The 19,970-nt window shown below is 41.2% G+C and carries 20 protein-coding genes; 8 read left to right on the top strand and 12 right to left on the bottom strand.

The features are described 5' to 3' along the window. Window positions 1–107: 107 nt before the first annotated feature. From NSQ52_RS03930 to NSQ52_RS03920, 3 genes are all read right to left on the bottom strand, one after another. On the bottom strand, window positions 108–494 hold the full coding sequence (locus tag NSQ52_RS03930; RefSeq protein ID WP_035391356.1) for a DUF1992 domain-containing protein: 387 nt from the start codon (window positions 492–494) through the stop codon (window positions 108–110). A gap of 82 nt (window positions 495–576) precedes the next feature. Then, window positions 577–2,301, bottom strand: coding sequence for a methyl-accepting chemotaxis protein (locus tag NSQ52_RS03925; RefSeq protein WP_243173170.1), 1,725 nt, complete (start codon window positions 2,299–2,301; stop codon window positions 577–579). Window positions 2,302–2,332: 31 nt separating this feature from the next. Then, window positions 2,333–3,991 (bottom strand): pyridoxal-dependent decarboxylase, encoded by a 1,659-nt coding sequence (locus tag NSQ52_RS03920; RefSeq protein ID WP_008341763.1) that lies wholly within the window; start codon window positions 3,989–3,991, stop codon window positions 2,333–2,335. 578 nt (window positions 3,992–4,569) lie between these two features. On the opposite strand from NSQ52_RS03920, the gene NSQ52_RS03915 reads away from it, so the two are divergent. After that, window positions 4,570–6,552, top strand: a complete 1,983-nt coding sequence (locus NSQ52_RS03915; RefSeq protein WP_008341764.1) for an LTA synthase family protein — start codon at window positions 4,570–4,572, stop codon at window positions 6,550–6,552. A gap of 101 nt (window positions 6,553–6,653) precedes the next feature. Further along, window positions 6,654–7,241, top strand: coding sequence for a YjgB family protein (locus NSQ52_RS03910; RefSeq protein WP_335352860.1), 588 nt, complete (start codon window positions 6,654–6,656; stop codon window positions 7,239–7,241). 42 nt (window positions 7,242–7,283) lie between these two features. On the opposite strand, the gene NSQ52_RS03905 is transcribed toward NSQ52_RS03910, so the two are convergent. Next, window positions 7,284–7,787 carry a DoxX family protein gene (locus tag NSQ52_RS03905; RefSeq protein WP_017366814.1) on the bottom strand — a complete coding sequence of 168 codons (504 nt, stop codon included), beginning with the start codon at window positions 7,785–7,787 and terminating at the stop codon, window positions 7,284–7,286. Between the two features lie 194 nt (window positions 7,788–7,981). On the opposite strand from NSQ52_RS03905, the gene NSQ52_RS03900 reads away from it, so the two are divergent. After that, on the top strand, window positions 7,982–8,740 hold the full coding sequence (locus tag NSQ52_RS03900) for a DUF817 domain-containing protein (protein ID WP_041090679.1): 759 nt from the start codon (window positions 7,982–7,984) through the stop codon (window positions 8,738–8,740). A gap of 18 nt (window positions 8,741–8,758) precedes the next feature. Here NSQ52_RS03900 and nagE read toward each other — a convergent pair whose 3' ends face one another. Beyond that, the gene (gene nagE, locus NSQ52_RS03895; RefSeq protein WP_048002726.1) at window positions 8,759–10,123 is read right to left on the bottom strand and encodes an N-acetylglucosamine-specific PTS transporter subunit IIBC; all 1,365 of its coding nucleotides are present in this window, start codon (window positions 10,121–10,123) and stop codon (window positions 8,759–8,761) included. Between the two features lie 190 nt (window positions 10,124–10,313). Here nagE and map point away from each other — a divergent pair, with 190 nt between their 5' ends. The 3 genes from map to NSQ52_RS03880 all read left to right on the top strand — a co-directional run bounded on the left by map (window position 10,314) and on the right by NSQ52_RS03880 (window position 11,620). Then, window positions 10,314–11,063, top strand: coding sequence for a type I methionyl aminopeptidase (gene map / locus NSQ52_RS03890; protein ID WP_008341769.1), 750 nt, complete (start codon window positions 10,314–10,316; stop codon window positions 11,061–11,063). 123 nt (window positions 11,064–11,186) lie between these two features. Beyond that, window positions 11,187–11,348 (top strand): hypothetical protein, encoded by a 162-nt coding sequence (locus NSQ52_RS03885; RefSeq protein WP_008341770.1) that lies wholly within the window; start codon window positions 11,187–11,189, stop codon window positions 11,346–11,348. A 134-nt stretch (window positions 11,349–11,482) separates the two neighbouring features. Further along, entirely contained in the window at window positions 11,483–11,620 is a 138-nt protein-coding gene (locus NSQ52_RS03880; protein ID WP_008341771.1) for a YflJ family protein, read from the top strand. A 41-nt stretch (window positions 11,621–11,661) separates the two neighbouring features. On the opposite strand, the gene NSQ52_RS03875 is transcribed toward NSQ52_RS03880, so the two are convergent. Next, entirely contained in the window at window positions 11,662–12,312 is a 651-nt protein-coding gene (locus NSQ52_RS03875; protein ID WP_060780871.1) for an MOSC domain-containing protein, read from the bottom strand. A 123-nt stretch (window positions 12,313–12,435) separates the two neighbouring features. Between NSQ52_RS03875 and NSQ52_RS03870 the strand changes: the two genes are divergently transcribed. Continuing rightward, window positions 12,436–12,708, top strand: coding sequence for an acylphosphatase (locus NSQ52_RS03870; RefSeq protein WP_039962563.1), 273 nt, complete (start codon window positions 12,436–12,438; stop codon window positions 12,706–12,708). 14 nt (window positions 12,709–12,722) lie between these two features. Here NSQ52_RS03870 and NSQ52_RS03865 read toward each other — a convergent pair whose 3' ends face one another. The 3 genes from NSQ52_RS03865 to NSQ52_RS03855 form a co-directional block, all read right to left on the bottom strand. Continuing rightward, window positions 12,723–13,148 carry a hypothetical protein gene (locus NSQ52_RS03865; RefSeq protein ID WP_342467864.1) on the bottom strand — a complete coding sequence of 142 codons (426 nt, stop codon included), beginning with the start codon at window positions 13,146–13,148 and terminating at the stop codon, window positions 12,723–12,725. Between the two features lie 99 nt (window positions 13,149–13,247). Then, entirely contained in the window at window positions 13,248–14,354 is a 1,107-nt protein-coding gene (locus NSQ52_RS03860; RefSeq protein WP_047946767.1) for a nitric oxide synthase oxygenase, read from the bottom strand. A gap of 104 nt (window positions 14,355–14,458) precedes the next feature. Beyond that, window positions 14,459–15,016: a PadR family transcriptional regulator gene (locus NSQ52_RS03855; protein ID WP_039168079.1), complete on the bottom strand. Its 558-nt coding sequence runs from the start codon at window positions 15,014–15,016 to the stop codon at window positions 14,459–14,461. 113 nt (window positions 15,017–15,129) lie between these two features. On the opposite strand from NSQ52_RS03855, the gene NSQ52_RS03850 reads away from it, so the two are divergent. After that, window positions 15,130–15,615, top strand: a complete 486-nt coding sequence (locus NSQ52_RS03850) for a phenolic acid decarboxylase (protein ID WP_338704750.1) — start codon at window positions 15,130–15,132, stop codon at window positions 15,613–15,615. Between the two features lie 63 nt (window positions 15,616–15,678). Here NSQ52_RS03850 and NSQ52_RS03845 read toward each other — a convergent pair whose 3' ends face one another. The 3 genes from NSQ52_RS03845 to NSQ52_RS03835 form a co-directional block, all read right to left on the bottom strand. Continuing rightward, the gene (locus tag NSQ52_RS03845; RefSeq protein ID WP_259254961.1) at window positions 15,679–17,319 is read right to left on the bottom strand and encodes a M14 family metallocarboxypeptidase; all 1,641 of its coding nucleotides are present in this window, start codon (window positions 17,317–17,319) and stop codon (window positions 15,679–15,681) included. 181 nt (window positions 17,320–17,500) lie between these two features. Continuing rightward, window positions 17,501–18,799 (bottom strand): citrate:proton symporter, encoded by a 1,299-nt coding sequence (locus tag NSQ52_RS03840; protein WP_024719341.1) that lies wholly within the window; start codon window positions 18,797–18,799, stop codon window positions 17,501–17,503. A 191-nt stretch (window positions 18,800–18,990) separates the two neighbouring features. Beyond that, complete coding sequence (locus NSQ52_RS03835; RefSeq protein ID WP_342473936.1) at window positions 18,991–19,968, bottom strand: tripartite tricarboxylate transporter substrate-binding protein; 978 nt, start codon at window positions 19,966–19,968, stop codon at window positions 18,991–18,993. Window positions 19,969–19,970: the final 2 nt, after the last annotated feature.

The raw sequence follows: 19,970 nt of genomic DNA, 5'->3' as shown, positions 1-19,970 counted from the left end.
ACATGTTCACTTCATATTTTATATTTGTATATACATGTAGTCAACAAGAAAATGTAGCGCTTTCATAAAAAAAGCTCCCTCAATGTGCTCAAAGAGGCAGCGTGTCATCATCTTTTTTTATGCTCCGTTAGTTTTTCGTAGACCCTATTCTTATAAAAGGAGGAGGCTGGTCGAGCAAACGTTTGGCGCTTGGATGTGAGTTCATCAAGGCGTTTTTGTTTTTCCTCACATACGAGAGAGAGTTTTTTTCTTTCTTCTCCATCTATACTCGTTTTCAGTAACTCTTTAACCGTCATTAGTTCTTTTTTCAAAGCTGTTTCTTCCCCGGCAAAGCCAGCATTTTTCATGATTCGATAGCCCATCCTCAGTTCTTCAGGTACATGAGCAGCATCATCCTTTGGCAGAGGTTTCCCAAAGCCTGATAGTCCTTCAAAAGCTCCATGGTCCATCGCCTTTTTGATCCGTTCTTCTGACAATCTCTGCGCAAAATCCATGACACGTCTCCTTTCAGATCGTCTGATATTTTGGTTAAGCATAGCAAAAAAGCTGACTCTCTCACAAGAGCCAGCTTTCTCGTTATTTTTTGTCGATTTTAAAAGTAGATACCATTTGTGCCAAGTCCTCTGACATGTCAGAGAGCTGTTCAATCGCACTTGAAATTTGCTGCATGCCAGCACTTTGTTGTTCTGTTGCTGCCGCTACTTCTTGAGAGCTTGCCGCATGTTCTTCTGACACGACCGAAATTTGTTCAATCGATGTAGAAATTGTTTGATAAGCGCGTTCTACCTGCTTAATAGATTGAAGCAAATTGTTCGTTCTGCTTGCAAATTGAGACACTCCATCATAAATACCAGCGAAGTTCTGCGAGGTGCCTTTCATTTGCTCACGGCCTTCTTCCACTGCTTTACTGCTTTCCTCCACGCTTTCAAGGACACGCTGACTATTTTCCTGTGTGCCAATGACTAAGTCTGAGACCGTTTTAGCTGCATCAGCTGACTGTTCAGCTAACTTACGGACTTCATCAGCCACAACAGCAAATCCTTTTCCTTCTTCTCCTACACGTGCGGCTTCAATAGAAGCATTCAGTGCAAGCAGATTCGTTTGCGCTGAAATGTCCGTAATAATGGAGATGACACTTTCAATTTCTGTTGAATGTGATTGCAATTCTTCTGCCGCCTGCTTTGAGCTTGTCATCATGTCGTGTAACATGTTGAGATGTTCAAGCACATGCTGCACCAATTTTTGACCAGATTCTGACTGCTCTTGTACTTCTGATGAAACAGATTTCATTTCATCCACTTCTTTTGTCACGCCTTCGATTTGAGTATCAATTTCCGCAACAGATGTTGTGCAGTCTGTAATGTTTGCGACTGAATCATTGATTCCTTCACTCATATTCGTCATCGCTTCTGACACTTGTTGTGCACTTTGACTAGATTCCGTTGTCACTGTGCGAAGCTGTGAAGACATTTTCGACACTTCACTTGATGAGTTTGAGATCTTTCCAATAAGCTCTTTGATCCGTCCCTGCATTTTCTGGAAGGAAGCCGCTAATTGACCGATCTCATCTTTACTTTGAACTTCTACCATGCCAGTTAAATCACCATCTGCAATTCGATCCGCTGATTCCATTAATGAACGTGCTGGTTTTGCAATTCTTCTTCCCATGAAGAATGAGAAGAGTAATCCACCGATGAGCACAATCGCAGATGCTACTGTGATATAAATTGTCAGCTTTTTCGTTGTTGCTGGAACAACAGACGCATCTAAGTCAATTCCTAAAATCCCCGTGAGTTCACCGCCTGAATCTTTAATCGGTAAAAAGACGGATTTATGAGTCCCATACGAATCAACATAAATGTCACTTTTGACCATTTTATCTTCAGAAAGAGCTTGTTTCATTTCATCTGAAAAGACATAATCTTGATCAAAATCATTGTCTTCCCCTGTTAGTACGATGATTCTTTCTTTGCCGCCCTTATTTGATAACACGTATAAGTTCTCAAGCGTATGATCTTTTTGTAGTTCTGTGAATTTCTTTTTGATCTCCACATAAATAGGATCATCCTTCCCGCTAATGCTAAGGACATTTCCATCAATATTATCGATTTCTTTTTTCGCTGTATCAATATCTGTTGTTAATCGATAATCAAATTGCTTTAATAATTGGGAAGATAAATCCTGGCTAACTAAATAAAATGTTAGAACGAATAATGCAACGGTTGCGAGTAATGTTACGACAACGACTGACATGATTTTGGAGGATATCGTAAGTCCCCCAAACTTCCTTTGTTTCGCCATTTTTTTCTACATCTCCACTCTCAATTTTAATTTAAGCCTCTACACTTTCAAATTGTCCACAAACAGATGCAATCACATCTTTTAAATAAGATACGATATGAGGGATATGCTCCGGTAACGTATAAGGTGAAATCACAAAAAATTTACTCACACTTAGATAGAATTCTTGACCTTCTTTGGCATTGACTTGTAAAAACTTCGTTGTATCGCCAAAGAACATTTCGTCTCTTTTCTCTCCAAGCTTTTCAAAGAGGATTTTGTTCAAATCATTGTTGCGCTCAATTTCCATAGCAGTTGCTTCACCAGACACTTCTTCCTTAAAACGAGGAGAGCCGTCTAGGTAAATTCTAAACAATGTAGCCATTCCGACATTGTCATCATTGACGACTTCTGCTTGTGGAATTTCCTGACGAAGTGCTTCTCTAAATGCAAGGTTCACCTCTAAAAATTGACCGAGCAAGCGCTGGTATCCTTCAATTCCAAACGTTAGCAGTACACTTAGCATGCTGATGGAGCTTCCCATTCTTGAGCATTCCAGTGTATAACCGGTATGGTATTCCCCGTAGCCTCTATGTCCAACGTATGGTGTTTCTTGTTCTTCTAGGTCCAAGCGCTTTAAGTCAGCAGCGTTTTTCACCAAGAATAAACTAGATGTGTACGGTGTTTGTCCGAGCTTTTGAAAGTCAAAGCACATCGTGTCAGCAAGAGAAAGATGCTGGAATTTCGCTTTGATTTCTTTTAGCATACGAAGAACACCGTCTGAGAATTGCAGCGGGTTTTCAGATACATCATACTCATTAAAGAAAGCAAAGAATCCACCAAGCGCCGAATCCGCATGAATATGCGGCACCTTGAGACCATACTCCTCAGCAATGGCTTCTGCCGTTTCACGTACCCCTTTTACATCATCAATTGCAATGGCATCTGTTGTTCCGGTTGTTGCCACAATATAAACGGGAATTCCGCCATTTTGGGCAACACGTTCCATTTGACAACGCAAATCTTCCATATCCATCGAATGATCTTTATTCGTCTTAATTCTGATTAAGTTGTCTGTGCCAAGCCCTGTTGCTTCCATTGACTTAAATAAGCTGTAATGTGCTGCATCAGAACAAAACGCATAAAGATTTTGCGGGACACCTTTTCGTAATGACTCCGGTGCAACTTTCGAAATTGCTAAACGAAGCCCCGAGAAAATAGCCCCTTGACCTCCCCATGTTGTGTAGCCCCCGCTCACATTTGGATCATATCCGATGAGCTTAGACATCATTGAGACCACTCTGACCTCAGCTTCTGCGCCTGCTGGTCCATACACATCCCATAGGTTGTTTCCGTTAACCAGCATAGCCGTCAGCATGCCTAGAATTCCTGGTGTACTTGCCATTGGCAAAATGTTCGTGAAGAAATACTTCGTGTGGTATGGATGATTATGTAAAAGCTTCAGTAATTCTTCATTCACAAGTTCCGCTTGTTGTCCGTTCATCGGAATTTGACTTGTTTCAGTGAGCTTTTTGTAAAAGTCCTCCTCACGATTCTTTTCACCTTTTAGGTGAGCACGGTTCGGATCCTTCAGGTCATCGACCCCTGAAATGATCTGTTCCATTAATTTAATGAGTTCTTTCCGCTCTTCTGCATTTCCGTCCTCACTCGGAAACCAGTTCTGAACGAGGTTCTGTGCTCGTACAGTCATATACTATCAATCCTTTCAATGGAAGATTTCCTGTCACTGTCTATATCGACCCCGTTTCAAAAGTTTATAGTGTCGAACTGTTCGCTTAAGTATATTTAGATAATTTGTTCGCTCGTCAAAACGAATAAAACCCTTACAATACACATCAAAACCATTATGTTTGTGAAACAATAAAATATATTAATATACTTCCATGAAGGAATTATTATCCAGACAATTCAGCTGCTTATTCATTCATTTTTTTTACTTAACCTGCATAAACATTAATAAACACTGGAAATCCGCCTAAATGCACCATTGTAGAAATCAAATTAATTCTTTAGACTTGTGTCTTTTTACCTGTTTTATTGATATAGCAACAGGAAAAATACAGAATTTTCTGTAATTATTAGGATAGATTTCACAAAAAGTTTTTCGGAAATCGAATGTTTTCGATGTCTTCCCAACTCTAGCGCGGACAGGCTGCTTTACCCGCTCACCGGTTATGACTTTTCTATTTGTGCATTTCATGGTATATTCTAATGGTTCGTTTTCTTTCGTTCCGCCTCTTCCGTTTAACGGAGAAAAGGAGTGTTTAAATGAAAACATTTATTCAAAAAAGGGGCCTCGGCTTCTTTGTAATTGCAGCCATCTTGTTATGGCTCAAGACGTATACAGCTTATTTAATCGAATTTAAACTTGGTATATCAAATGTGCTTCAGCATATTTTGCTTTTTGTGAATCCTATTAGCTCCAGCTTGTTCTTTCTTGGCTTTGCTTTATTGTTCAAGAAAAAATGGCAGCCTGCCGCTATCATTGTGATTCACTTTTTCATGTCTTTTTTACTTTACGCAAACATCGTGTACTATCGATTCTTCAATGACTTTATCACGCTGCCTACAGTGATGCAGGCAGGAACGAATGGCGGACAATTAGGTGATAGTGCATTTTCACTCATGCGTTGGACTGATATGTTTTACTTTCTCGATACCATCATCTTGATCGTACTCGCAGTCCGCATGAAAAGACAGCAGCAAACAAGTACAGCGACTGTACCTGTTCAAAAAACAAAATCGTTTAGACTCGTTCTTGTGTCCTCTGTTCTGATTTTTGTTGTCAACTTAATCGCAGCAGAAATTGATCGCCCAGAGCTTTTATCAAGATCGTTCGACCGCAATTATTTAGTCAAATACTTGGGTGCTTATAATTTTACGGTGTTTGATGCCATTCAAAATGTGAAATCAAACAGCCAGCGTGCCCTGGCAAATTCAAGTGACGTAACAGATGTAGAGAATTATCTAAAGGCGAACAGCGCTGATCCTAACCCGGCTTATTACGGGAAAGCGAAAGGCATGAACGTCATTACGATTTCTCTTGAATCACTGCAAAACTTTGTCATTGATTACAAGGTGAATGGAAAAGAGGTCACTCCTTTCCTAAATTCATTAGCCCATGACAACAAAACGTTTTATTTTGATAACTTCTTCCATCAAACAGGACAAGGAAAGACATCTGATGCGGAATTTATGATGGATACGGGGCTTTTCCCATTATCACAAGGCTCTGTGTTTATTAACAAAGCTCAAAACACATATCAGGCGCTTCCTGGCATTTTGAAAAAGGACCAATACACGTCCGCAGAATTCCACGGGAATACGAAAACGTTCTGGAACCGAAATGAAATGTTTAAGTCCTTTGGATATGACAGATTTTACGATTCTGAGTACTACGATATGAATGAACAAGATACGAAGAACTATGGATTGAAAGACAAACCGTTCTTCAAAGAATCCATGCCAATGCTTGAAAATCTGAAACAGCCGTTTTATTCAAAATTCATTACGCTGTCAAACCACTTCCCATTTGGTATGGATGAAGGTGATACTGATTTTGAACCTGGCGACTTCGGAGACTCCGTCGTTGATAACTACTTCCAATCTGCTCATTATTTAGATGAAGCCATTGAACAGTTCTTTAATGACTTGAAGACATCTGGTCTCTATGACAATACCGTCGTCATTATGTACGGTGACCATTACGGCATTTCAGAAAACCATAATGAAGCGATGGAAAAAGTGACTGGCGAAAAAATTGGAGACTATGAAAATGCCCAGCTTATGCGTGTGCCGCTCTTTATCCATGTGCCAGGCGTAAAAGGCGGACAGATTCATAAATACTCTGGTGAAGTCGATGTTGCGCCTACTCTTCTCCACCTGCTCGGAGATGATACGAAGAACTATTTAATGTCTGGTTCTGATATCTTATCGAAGAACTTTAAAGAGCTTGTGCCATTTAGAAATGGAGACTTCGTGTCTAAGGACTACACGAAAGTAGGCAACAACTATTACAGCAACAAAACAGGTGAAAAAATCGAGCCGACTGAAAAGGCATCACAAGAAAACGAAACGGTGAAAAAGATGCTAGAGACATCTGATAAGATTGTCACGGAAGATTTACTCCGTTTCTACAAACCTAAAGGCTTTACACCAATTGAACGCAATGATTATGACTACACAAAGAAAGTACAGGATGAAAAAGATTCCTCTTCCGCCAAAGATGAATCCAGCTCGTCTTCCAAATAACTTTCTCTTTTAAAGCCCCAGCCGATCAAGATCAGCTGGGGCTTTTTACGTTTGATCCACATGGCACCGGGTATAGTTGAAGAAGGAGGGATTGATTAATCATGAAAAAAACAGCAGCTTTTGTCGTGACCGCTTCACTCGCTTCTTCCACCTTATTCGGTTTTAGCCCGGCGATTTCAGCACACACCATGACCCAAACGGAGACAGAACAGTCCATTCCTCAAGGGCCGAAAGCAGCGCTAAACAGCATTTATCAGCTAGCACATCAAGGACAAATGCCATACTATGCAGAAGGACTCAAAATAGGGGTTCAAACAAAAAAAGACGTTCGGCATAAACTAGGGCAGCCTTATCCAGAAACCGGTCAAAGCGGCTTTGATTTGTATCATGCTGAGATGGGCAACCCTGGATTTGCTTTTCACTATGACAAAAAAGGCAAGATTAACGAAATCCGTTATTTTGGAACAAATGTAGAAAAAGAAACGAATATCGGAGGAATGACTCCTTCCCTATTAAAGAAACAGCTTGGATCAGCAGATTCAGTCAGCACCATCCCGCAAACAAAAGAGAAGAAATACGTTTATCAGACCGGTGATTATGAGCTCGAATTTATCGTCGGACATGATCCAGATATCAGTCAGCACGAGCTGACTGTGGTGCATATTAACCTCATCAAAGCCGGTTCCTAAATAAAAAGCATCCTGAATTTTTGCTCAGGATGCTTTTCTTTATTATGATGCCACTTCTAAATGCGGCTTTCTTTTCAGTTTTCGCTTAAGGACTGGACCTGCTACATAATCAAGACCAAATTTTCCGGCATTTCCTTTCGCTGCTATGATAAAGACGGCGATCAGAAGAAGAAGCGGGTTAACAGAGACGGTTCCAGCTAGTAAGAAAGAGACATTCATCACGCTTCCAAAAAAGGCTGCCGTTGTTGTGAACAATCCAACAATTAGTCCTAGACCAACTAAGATTTCTCCCCACATGACCATGACACTGAAGAGTCCGGCATTTGGCAACGCGACATTTTCTAAAAACCAAACATAGAATGGATAAACAAGATGTCCATCTTTCACAACAGGTTCAGCTATGGCAAATTGCAAATATCCTGATGCATCGAATCCGCCTGTTAGTTTTCCAATACCAGATGTCAGCCAAGTCCATCCGATATAAAGTCTTGCTGCCAAAAGGATAACCGCTGCCCATACATTCGTTTGTAAGAATTTTGTAAACATGATGATGCCTCCTTTTAAATTATGTGAAATATTTCACATTTTCTTTATGATCTTATTATACTATGTAAATATCATTTGTGATCCTTTTCACATATATATTCACAAATTGTTCATGAATATCTAGTCGAGGTAAACTTTTCCCTTGCTATTTCCGTCTAAGTTATTTCAGACAGTAAAAAGGGGTTACATTTAGTATGAAAACATTATTTCATTTTGCTTATTTACAGGCTATTTCATGTCTATTCCCCGTCATGATCTTTACAGCGCTTGCCCTATCAAAGATCGTGTCTATTCCTTTTCTTCCTCGATATGATGTTATTCTTCTGCTTTGCCTTATCGCACAGCTCCTCATGCTGATGCTGCGGCTTGAGACACTGACAGAGTTGAAGGTTATTTGTCTCTTTCATGTGATTGGAATAGGCTTAGAAATCTACAAAGTACATATGGGTTCATGGTCCTATCCTGAAGAAGCTTATACGAAAATTTTTGGGGTTCCGCTCTATAGCGGCTTTATGTATGCCAGTGTGGCAAGCTATATTTATCAGGCACTGACTCGGCTTCGCGTGAAGGTGAATGCGTGGCCTCACCCGTTTCTTTCAGTGGGGATCAGTTTATGTATTTATCTCAATTTCTTTACTCATCACTGGATTTATGATCTACGCTGGTGGCTGACCTTACTCCTAGTGGTTGTGTTTCGAAAAACAACCGTGTCCTTTCAGGTCGGTTCATCGACCTTTCGCATGCCGCTTGTTATCTCGTTTTTACTGATTGGCTTTTTTATTTGGGTGGCCGAAAATGTCACGACCTTTTTAGGAGCATGGCAATATCCAAATCAGCAGCATGCTTGGTCTCTCGTCCATCTTGGTAAAATCAGTTCATGGTTTTTACTTGTTGTCATCAGCATTGTACTGGTGATCGAACAGCGAAAACAAAAAAACGTTCAGCCCATTTGATCTGGCTGAACGCTTTTTTTAGTCCCGAGCGACTTCCTTGCGAAGATCATCGGCGACAAATTCGACATTTGTTCCAATGATGATTTGTACGGAAGTTTTTCCTGACGTCAGTACCCCTTTGGCACCTGCTTTTTTCAATGTACCTTCATTTAATAAATTGGTATCTTCTACTGTTAAACGAAGACGGGTTGCACAATGGTCAATTGTGGTGATATTGTCTTTGCCGCCTAGTCCCTCTACGAGCATACTTGCTCCAGCAGTATGTGTATCATCACCTGAGATATCTTCGATGTCATCATCTTCCCTGCCCGGTGTTTTTAGCTTTAACAATTTAATCAGGAAATAGAAAACAACAAAGTAAATCACGCCATAGATGACCCCAACTACAAGTAACAGAATGGGCTTTTGTGCTATTCCAAAACTTAAAACGTAATCAATCGCACCCGCTGAAAAAGCGAAACCGCTATGAATGCCTAAGGTGTTGACAATAAAGAGCGAAAGACCAGTTAATATCGCATGAACACCATATAAAAGTGGAGATAAAAACATAAATGAGAATTCAATTGGTTCTGTGATTCCTGTAATAAATGACGTCAGTGCCATTCCAATCATAAGACCGGCTGTTGCTTTTCGTTTTTCAGGCTTTGCGGTCACAACCATCGCAAGACATGCCGCTGGCAGCCCGAACATCATCACTGGGAAGAAACCAGTCATAAAGACACCTGCACTTGGATCGCCTTTGAAGAACCGTGCTAAATCACCTGTCGCTCCGCTGAATTCACCGAATTGAAACCAAAATAGATTATTCAACACATGGTGAAGTCCTAATGGAATGAGCAAGCGGTTAAAGAAGCCAAACAGCCCGGCACCCGTTGCTCCAAGACTTAAAATCCACTCTCCCAAATCATTGATCACACTTTGAATTGGAGGCCATACATATCCAAAAACGGCTGCTAATAGAATGGTAAAAAGTGCTGTCATAATTGGCACAAGCCGTCTTCCACTAAAGAAACCTAAGTATTCCGGCAGTTTCGTGTCCTTAAATTTATTGTAAACGTAACCTGCCAAAAGTCCGCACAAAATACCACCCAATACCCCCATATTGTTGGTCGAATTGATCGACGTGGTACCAGCTGACAAAATAAAATAAGAGATCGCTCCAGATAACGCCGCTGCCCCGTTACCGTCCTTTGAAATACCAATCGCTACACCCATAGCAAAAATTAAAGCCAAATTCGCAAAAATTGCATTTCCTGCTGCATGAATAAACGGGATGTTGAATACATCTTCACGCCCAATAGCCAAAATGATACCCGCTGCAGGAAGCACAGCGATTGGAAGCATAAATGATTTTCCTAACTTTTGAAAAAACTGAAACACCATCTTATTTCTCCCCCCTTCGTCATCATCATGAACAAATCTCTCATGATGTTCATAAAAAATATATCATATGCACATCTAGTTATCTATACCAATTTGTCCACATCTCACCCGAATCTCAGCCTTTACTCTTTTGGCGTAAAATGTGGTAAGCTATTGAATAGAATGAAGTTATAGAAAGCGGGAATGAACAGTGATTGTCAAACATGATCATGAGTTAGAAGCCTTAAAAAAAGTCGGCCGAATTGTCGCTTTGGCAAGAGAAGAAATGAAAAGCCAAGCGAAACCAGGCATGTCTACAAAAGAATTAGATTTGATTGGGAAAAAAATATTAGAAGAGCATGGAGCCAATTCAGCTCCTGAAAAAGAATATGATTTCCCCGGTACGACTTGCATCAGTGTCAATGATGAAGTCGCACATGGCATTCCAAGTGAAAAAACCATTTTACAAGAGGGCGACCTCATTAATATTGATATCTCAGCAGAGCTTGATGGATATTATTCCGATACTGGGATTTCATTCGTTTTAGGTACAGGAGATGCTCGTCTTGAAGCATTATGCCAGTGTGCAGAGGATGCATTCCTTGAAGGATTAAAGCACGCGAAAGCCGGTAAAAGACAAAATCAAATTGGCCGTGCGGTCTACAATACAGCGAAAGAACAAGGATTTACCGTCATTAAGAACTTGACAGGACACGGTATTGGGAAAAGCCTGCATGAAGCACCTAACCATATTTTGAACTATTATGATCCATTCGATAATGCTTTGTTTAAGAATGGGACAGTCATCGCCTTTGAACCTTTTATTTCAACAAATGCTGAATCGATTTATCAAGCGGATGACGGCTGGACATTTAAAACACCTGATAAGAGCCTGGTCGCACAGATTGAACATACGATTGTGATCACAAAAGACGAACCGATTATTTTAACAAAGCTGTAAGCAAGCAGGTCCCTTCCTTCACTGGAGGGGATTTTTTCATGCCCGTTTCACGAATCTGTCACGACTAAACAAAAATGCCTGTGGTAAAATAGGCAAAGATATGCGAAAGGGGTCTTATTTGATATGTGGTTCATCATCATCGGTGTTATCTTCTTTATTGAAAGTATTATTTTAACGGTTGTAGGTATTAAGAAAAAACAATCCATGATGACCTACCTCGGTATTGTCATCATGATTATGACAGTCGGCATGATCATCGTTACCCTCAACCCGCCAAATTCATAAATGATTATTTCCAGCATATACATGGATCATAGGCAGATAGAATCAGTTTTCATTTCTAAACACCTGCACACTTTTCACGTCCTTTTTTGAGATGTTACAATGCAGGCAGTTTCCATTGAAAGGAGTTTTCTATCATGCATTATGGTAGCAAAGGCTGGTATGTCGAAGAATTAAAGAAGCTTGGTGTGACCAAGCATGAAGGAAGAAAGCTTCAAAGCTTTAAAACTTATTTCCTTGCAAATCTTCTTGAGCAAAAGAAAACGAGCTCTTAAATGTTGAAAAGCCGTACATCCATATCAGATGTACGGCTTTTTTATATGGGCTGAACACGTTTTTCTAAAGACTTCCTGACCACATCTGCTAAGGCATCTACTTCAAGAACTGCTTTCAGCCTGTTTTGATCTACTTGACGGTATTTAACTTCATTGACTTCGTGGACAGTGATGGGATGGGGCGCTTTTTCGACTAACACAAGAGCTTCATCAGGAGAGACCATTCCTTCTTTCAGCACACGCAAATAAAAACCGGTATATCCCGTTTGCTGCACTTCCTTCACAAGCTTCATGTTTCCATGCTTAAGAGAGAGCTTCACACATGGCTGTCTTGGCTGGCTGACCTCAACAATCGCTTCCCCAAACTGAAATACATCTCCAATACGGACTTCTGTCTCTACAAGCTGATGCACGGTCACATTCTCACCGAAGGCTGCCTCCTGTAACGGCACCCCTAAAAATTGCTCAAAATAAGTATAGTGATCATATGGAAAGACGCAAATGGCTTTATCATCACCTCCGTGATGGACCAAATCACCCTGGCCATCTCCATCAAAATTGAGCTTACTCAAATAAACAGGCTCGTGAATACGCTTTTTGTTGATGGCTGTTTTGATTTCTTTACCATTCACATAGGTGGTGATAGGTTGCCCTACTTGAATTCCTTCGATGTCGTACCTTGTCTGCCCCACTCTCGCCATCTCCTTTGATTGTCTGATTGCCTTTTATTTTACATGGTTTGACAGTCAAATCATAGTCGGTACGTGAAGGAACGAGGCAGGTTATGGTACGATGAGAAAAAAGGAGAGATGACATTGGTTCATTATCACGCTATTGTAAAAGGACGAGTGCAAGGAGTCGGTTTTCGATATTTTGTTCAAGGAGAAGCCGTCAATCGAGGGATAAAAGGCTGGGTACGCAACACAGATGAGGGTCACGTGGAGTTAAAAGTAGAAGGAGAGCAGCAGGAGGTTTTTGACTTTTTAGAGACCGTCCGTAAAGGCAGTCCTTTTTCAAAAGTCACACATTTGGACATGGAGCCGCTCACCAAGTTCGCCCATTATCAAGACTTTCGGATTAGAGGATAGTTGATGTGTACCCTTTATTTCACAACAGTAAATGGGTTTGCAACATAATAACCAATCAAGGTTGTACGTGAAGCATCTTTGTAGAGACTCACATGAACATCATAGTTGGCTGATCCACTGTTAGGAAGTAATAAACGAGTAGGTGCTGCGAAAGCGTTTTGTCCAGAGATAGACCCTTCGTGTGTAAAGACTGGTGTCACTGGGAAAGTAAGTTTTCGAATAGCAGCTGTATAATAAAGTGTTTCATTTGTTGTTGCGGTCATGTTGACGTTGACCTGAGGATGAAGCGAAGTATAAGTTGAACGATCGGTTGTCACCTTTAAATCGATGACATTCTGAACTATTGTTCCAGTAGTTGCTTTAGCTCTCTCATCACCTAGCGGTAGAAATCCGTTGAAACTGAATACAGCCAAAAATATGAGCAACGTCATTTTTTTCATCTCTATTCCCCCTTTTTGATTTCACCGCCATTAAACCATCATTTACCAAATCAAACAACATTCAAAAGACTCATTTCATACAAAAAACCTAGCTTTTCGCTAGGCTCTTTCCGTCCCGTGGTAGGGTTTTTCCTGATAAAAATAATTCGGTTTCACGATCGTATTGTCATAGTGACGATGGAAGATATGCGTAGCAGCTGGTGATACTGGCGGAATCAGCCATGTCCAATCACCAGTCAGCTTACGGTCAGCCTTTTCTTCCTGTTTTTCAAATTGTTTGAACTGATGGGCAGCTGTATGATGATCCACAATGGTCACCCCTGCTTCCCGGTAAGAATGAAGAACCGCCACATTCAACTCGACAATGGCTTTGTCCTTCCAAAGTGACGCATTCTTTGTCGTGTCCAGTCCTAAAATAGAAGCAACTTTTTTCAGCATATTGTAGCGGTTTTCGTCAGCTAGATTTCGTGCGCCAATTTCTGTTCCCATATACCATCCATTAAACGGTGCCGCATTGTAATGAATGCCACCAATTTCTAATTTCATATCAGCAATAATCGGAACAGCATACCATTTCAGTCCTAAATCACCGAATCCATCATATTCAGGATGGGTGATCTCTACCTCTTGAACGATCTCTCTCGGAAGATCATACAGAACCGGCGGCTGATCTTTTAGCTGAAACATAAGTGGCAGAAGGTCAAAATGCGTGCCTTCGCCTTTCCAGCCATGCGCTTCACACAACTTGGTTAATTCAAGTGATGCCTCGTCCCCAATGATGCCATATTCCGACTCATATCCCGCATAACGAACGAGTTGATGATTATAAATAACGACTTCCTTCCGTCCCTTATTCTCTGGTGGGAAGATGGTAATGGACGGTTTGATTTTACCCCCATTTGTCGCATACTCAATATGATGAAAGAGTGCCTCTTTCACCTCATCTTCTGTTGTCACGTGCCGGCAGTCATGCACATGCAGTGTTGACCAAAACAAGCGCCCAATGCACCGGTTGCTGTTGCGCCATGCCATTTTTGCCCCGTGAGCTAATTCTTCCTGCGTATGAGTATACATACCGTCAGACTCAATTTCTTTTTTTATTTCATGCAGACGTGCTGCTTTTTCTTCATTTGACTTGCCTAATTCTTCATAGCATACAGAAATAAAAGCTTCTGCTTCATTCCACAACGCTTCTTGGTTACTCAAACATACTCGCCTCACTTTAATACGAATATATCCATTGTAGCGGTTTCTATTGATAAATTCACTTGTTTCAAACCATTTTTTATCATATCGTGCGACGATTGTCCTTAGACAATGGATGAATCAATGACTTCAAGGGTCTTTTGGAGCCAGCGAACATACCCTTTTTCCCTTTCAATTGCTCTTGTCAGCACTAAATAATGCCCGAATTGTGTTGAATGCAGTGATTGGGCAGATGGATCTTCTTCTGTTAAAACGTTCAGTTTCTGTTCAAGCATCTCTACTTTCTTTGTTCGCTCCTGCAGCTGATGTGAGAAGAGACCGGCCGCTTCTTTTTGATCCATAGATGAGATAAAGAACGTTTTTAACATAAATTCATCTTTTGTTGTGTCTGGAATCGGGCCTTTTTTCCTTAACCACTCATGCAGTTCTCTTTTTCCTGCATCAGTGATTTGATAGACCTTCTTCTCTAGCTTCTTTCCTTGTATGTGAATATCAAATTCAATAAAACCCTCTTCTGTTAGCCGCTTTAATTCAGGGTATATTTGACTATGCTTCGCACTCCAAAACTGTCCAAGGGAATCTTCAAAGTGTTTCTTCATATCGTATCCCGTCAGCTCACGCTGATCTAGTAAGCCAAGAATGGCATATTTCAGTACTCTCATGACATGCCTCCAACGCATATTCTTTGACAATAGTATACCATACACCCTAAAATAAACATGTAAATCATGACATGTTTGAAACAACATCATTTTAATTGAAAGAAGGAATAAACATGGATCAATTCGTTGGACTTCATATGATTTATACGTATGAAAATGGCTGGGAATATGAGATTTACATTAAAAATGATCACACCATTGATTACCGCATTCATAGCGGAATGGTTGGAGGCCGCTGGGTTCGTGATCAAGAAGTGAATATTGTGAAACTGACAAAAGGGGTATACAAAGTTTCCTGGACGGAACCGACTGGGACAGACGTGTCTTTAAACTTTATGCCTGAGGAAAAACGCATGCATGGCGTCATTTTCTTCCCAAAATGGGTGCATGAACGTCCAGATATCACCGTTTGCTATCAAAATGACTATATCGACCTCATGAAAGAATCCCGTGAAAAATATGAGACCTATCCGAAGTATGTCGTACCAGAATTCGCAGACATTACGTACATCCACTATGCTGGGGTAAACGATGAAACGATTATCGCAGAAGCGCCGTATGAAGGCATGACCGATGAGATCAGAGCTGGACGAAAATAGAAAAAGCGGCACGCACTGTGCCGCTTCTAGGATGGTTGACAAAGGGCTAAAATGAACTTGATTTTAGTCCTTTTTATTTATACCTAACGTCTTTTGAGATAACAAGAATCGGTAAACTGGTAGTTCATCGCCTACTTTCGATGCAATAAAACCTGATGACATATAGCTGTCTTTTGATTCTGGTTCAAGGGCAAGTGACAACAAATTGGTCTCTGGCTGTGCAGTCACATATACCTTTGTTCCTTTTGGCAGTTGACGTTTCTTTTCAACGAGTCTCGTTTCAAGCTGAATATCTGTTTTGCTTGTTTCCACTCGTTTTGTCACCTGATAGGCTTGAACTGGTACTTTCATGCCAACAGGAAGTGTCACACTTTTTAACCCTAAAGTTCTGAGCTTTCTATCTACCCCTTCATGTCCAGGGAGAATGAGATAAGCTGTTGGCCGTTCTCTTGTCAATACAGGAACCGCATCACTTGCACTATGAAAACGCACTGGGACATTGGTGGTTTGTCCTTTCTCAATATCCACCATTTCAAGTGAATCGTTCACAGGCGCCTTGAAAGCATCTTGAATGACTACTTGATCATCATCGTTTGATTGAAGACCTTTTTTCACAAGTTTCAGCCGCTCCGTCACCATTTGCTGCTTCACCTGCTTAGCATGCTTCACTGTTGTCTCAATGATTTTTTCATGAGTGGTGACTTGTGCTGCCACACGCCGAGTAAAGTCCTCTCTGCCAATTCCAATCCCCCTACTTTCTACAAGAAATGATAAAGCTGGTGAAAGCGCCAGGGCATTTCGGCCAATTCGTGCATCGGTTCCGCCTTCATAAAGGTCGATCTTTCCGTCCTTTCCTCTTGTGTTTGTATAATATAAATCGTTGGAAAATCCTTTATTCGTCAATGTTTCACGTACTCCGTTGACGTACAATTCATTTGACGTGAAACGAATGCTTTCAGGAATGTTCAAATTCTTACCGGATAATATCAGCAAATCGTGATACTTGAGAGCACCTGATGCACCGATATCTTCAAACTGCTTTTGACCGACATCATATTCATGGGCATCAATGACGACCTCGGGCGCATAGCGATTAAATTCTTGATGAAGGGCTGTCAGCTCTGGAGATTCTAGTGTCATGTGGTCACGGTTGCCATCCATTCCGTTTGCAAGCCTGCGGTCAAATGCATAAGAACCATCTGGGTTGATTCTTGGGACAATGATGACGTTGACATGGCTCAGTATGCGCTCTCCTTCATCACCTGCTAGTCGTTTGGCGATGACAAGGGCAGATTCACCGGAGGCTGGTTCATTTCCATGTATTTGTGCTTGAAGCCAGATCGTTGGCTTTTTTGACAGTGGAGAGATGTGACGATCCTTTGTAAAATAGAGGGCTGGAATGGACCTGCCTTCAATGGATGTTCCAATCTGTTTCTGCGTGGCGTAAGGACTTTTACTGACAATGTCACGTAAAAAATCTTGAAGCTCTTCTTGTGTGGTAAATGCTTTTCCTTTTTTCTGAAAAGCAGGGGTATCAAACGTTTCGTCAGGCTCAGGATACAGTTTTTGAACCGAGGCTGGCTGCTCATAGCTTTTTCCATAATAAGGGGTCTCTGCATTCGCTGAAGCTGGGGTCACCATCGACAAACTTCCTGCCATGAGGCATACAGCAGCAAAAAGAATGGTACTTTTCTGTTTGGACATGCTATCCTCTCCCTTCGTTGATTTGCATTATAAAGAAAAAAACAGCAAAAGTGTCAGCATTTTTCAAAAATATATCTTTTGGAGGAATCATGTATGGCTTTATATAGGGCAAATGAATGGAGCTTGCCCTGCAATAGGACCTAAAAAAGAGCGCCTGCATGAGCAGCAGACACTCTTCTCATTACCAGATCGAAATGGCCCCAATGAGAACCGCCATCACTGTCATGGCGACGACTGCAAGAACCGCCCATTTCATGCCAAATTTCTGATGCTGATCTAGTGATACCCCAACGAGTCCAACAAGTAAATGAGTCGATGGAACAAGTGGGCTTAACATGTGAATCGGCTGACCAATGATAGATGCTCTCGCAATCTCAATTTTATCGACACCGTATGCTGCCGCTGTTTCTGATAGGATCGGCAGTACCCCATAAAAGTATGCATCATTCGGCATAAAGAAAGTGAAGATCCCGCTTGTTAGCGCGACAATGACTGGAATAAACCCGCCAAGCTGCTCTGGAATAGCTGAAACAATCGAAATCGCCATTTCATCAACCATTTTCGTCCCAGTTAAGATGCCTGTAAAAACACCTGCCGCAAAAATCATCGAAGCAATCGCCAAAACATTTGTTGAATGAGCCGCAATCCGCTCACGCTGCTGCTCTAAATTCGGATAGTTCACGATAATGGCAACACAGAAGGCAAGAACAAACAGAACCGTTAAGCTTACTTTTCCTGACACAAGCAAGAGAACCAATAGCAAAGTCAGTGTCAGGTTAAACCACCAAAGTTTCGGTCGCTTAATATCATCTTGCAGAGCCGCTGCCATTTCATTGGCATGAATCGGCTGTTCGAGCTCAATAACACCAAGACGTTTTCTTTCAGACTTCCCAAGAAAGTATGCCACCACAATCATGCTCAAAACCCCTGCGCCAATGACTGGAATCATCGGGCCAAATAAAAGTGATGGATCAACGCCAAGTGCACTTGCCGCTCTAGGTGTTGCCCCTCCCCATGGAATCGTATTCATAATCCCCATGCCGACTCCGGCGATACCCGCTAAAATAATCGGACGAATGCCAAGCAGTGTAAATAACGGAAGCATGGCTGTTGTTGTAATCATGTACGTTGTGGTTCCATCACCGTCAAGTGCGACAAGCATCGTCAGGACAGCTGTTCCGACAACAATTTTTAATGGATCGCCTTTGACGATGTTTAAAATTTTTGCCACCATCGGATCAAATAAACCTGCATCAATCATAATCCCGAAGTACAAAATGGCAAACATGATCATGACCGCCGTTGGTGCAACTTGCTGTACACCTTTGACAATCATGTCTGAAATTTCTGTAAAATGAAAACCTGCAATAAGAGCAAATGCAATCGGTGTTAATACCAATGCCGTTAGAACAGACATACGTTTCGTCATAATTAAAACCATAAATACAACCATCATAAGAAATCCTAAGATCGCTAACATTTTGTTCACCCCTTATGTTGTATACGCTTTCATTAAATGTTGGTATCCCATTTCCAACCCTTTCTGTCATGATATCTGACGCCTGAATTGAAGTAAATATTATGAATTTTAATTCTTTTTTGGTCGATAAATGCTTTTTGTTCATTTTGTGCAATTGTTGTTCTTTGTTGCTTCCATGAAAAAAAGCGGTCTCATTTGACCGCTTGTTCTCCTTGTATAAATTGCTCATATCGCCTTAATTGATCTTCCATAAAGACCTTTGCTTCTTTATTGTTCATATAACGGCTTGTCCAGCCTTTTTGTTTTAACTGATTTTTCCATGACTTCGTTTGCGTCATTTTTTGAAGAAGCTGATCCCATGCTCGAATGTCGTGCTGATTCATTTGCTTTGGTCCCATCACACCACGCCAATGAGAGAAAATGAGCGGAATCCCCTGTTCTTTCCAAGTGGGCACGTCTTTGAATCCTTCTAAACGCTGATTCGTTGTGGTCGCAACAAGCTTCAGCCTTTTCTTTTCATAATCATGACGAACCTCTGTAATGGTCGTGGTTGCCGCATCTACCTCATGGTCAATGAGCGCTTGGAATAAATCATCTGCACTATCAAATTTTAAAAACTGAATGCGGTACGGATCAATTCCTGCCATTTCGGCAGCCCGTGCGAATGAGATTTGATCATCATTTCCAAAGTCCGGGGCAAACCCAATTTTTAAGGAATCTGGTTTCTTTTTTAATGCGTGTAATAGCTCTTTTCCATTTGAGAAAGGAGAATCAACTGGCACTGCGACTACCTGCCACTCTTCCGCAAGAATAGCAAGCGGGGTGACATCATTCATGGTCACGTTACTGCTGCCCAGCAAATTACGGCTTAATAATAAGCTTGAATTTAAACTGATATAATTGGCATCTCGCTCCATCATATAGGTCCATCCTTTATCAACCGTTCCACCTCTTTGATAAAGAATATGCACAGGCTCCTTCACCAGCTTTTCTTGTTCTAGTACGGTTTTCATCACTTGAGCTGTTTGGTCAAATCCGCCATCAGGTACACCTGATACCACAATATATAATGGGCTGTGCTCCAGGAAAGAATCTTTTGCTGTTTTTTCATTAAAGGTGAGCGTTGTACAAAGGCAGACCAAAATGAGTAAGAGTATTCCTTTTTTCATTT

Origin of the sequence: Bacillus sp. FSL W8-1141, from assembly GCF_038593205.1 — a bacterium.
GTDB classification, from domain to species: domain Bacteria; phylum Bacillota; class Bacilli; order Bacillales; family Bacillaceae; genus Bacillus; species Bacillus altitudinis.
The sequence above is the reverse complement of the archived record's forward strand: the minus strand, read 5'-3'. Positions and strand labels throughout refer to the sequence as shown.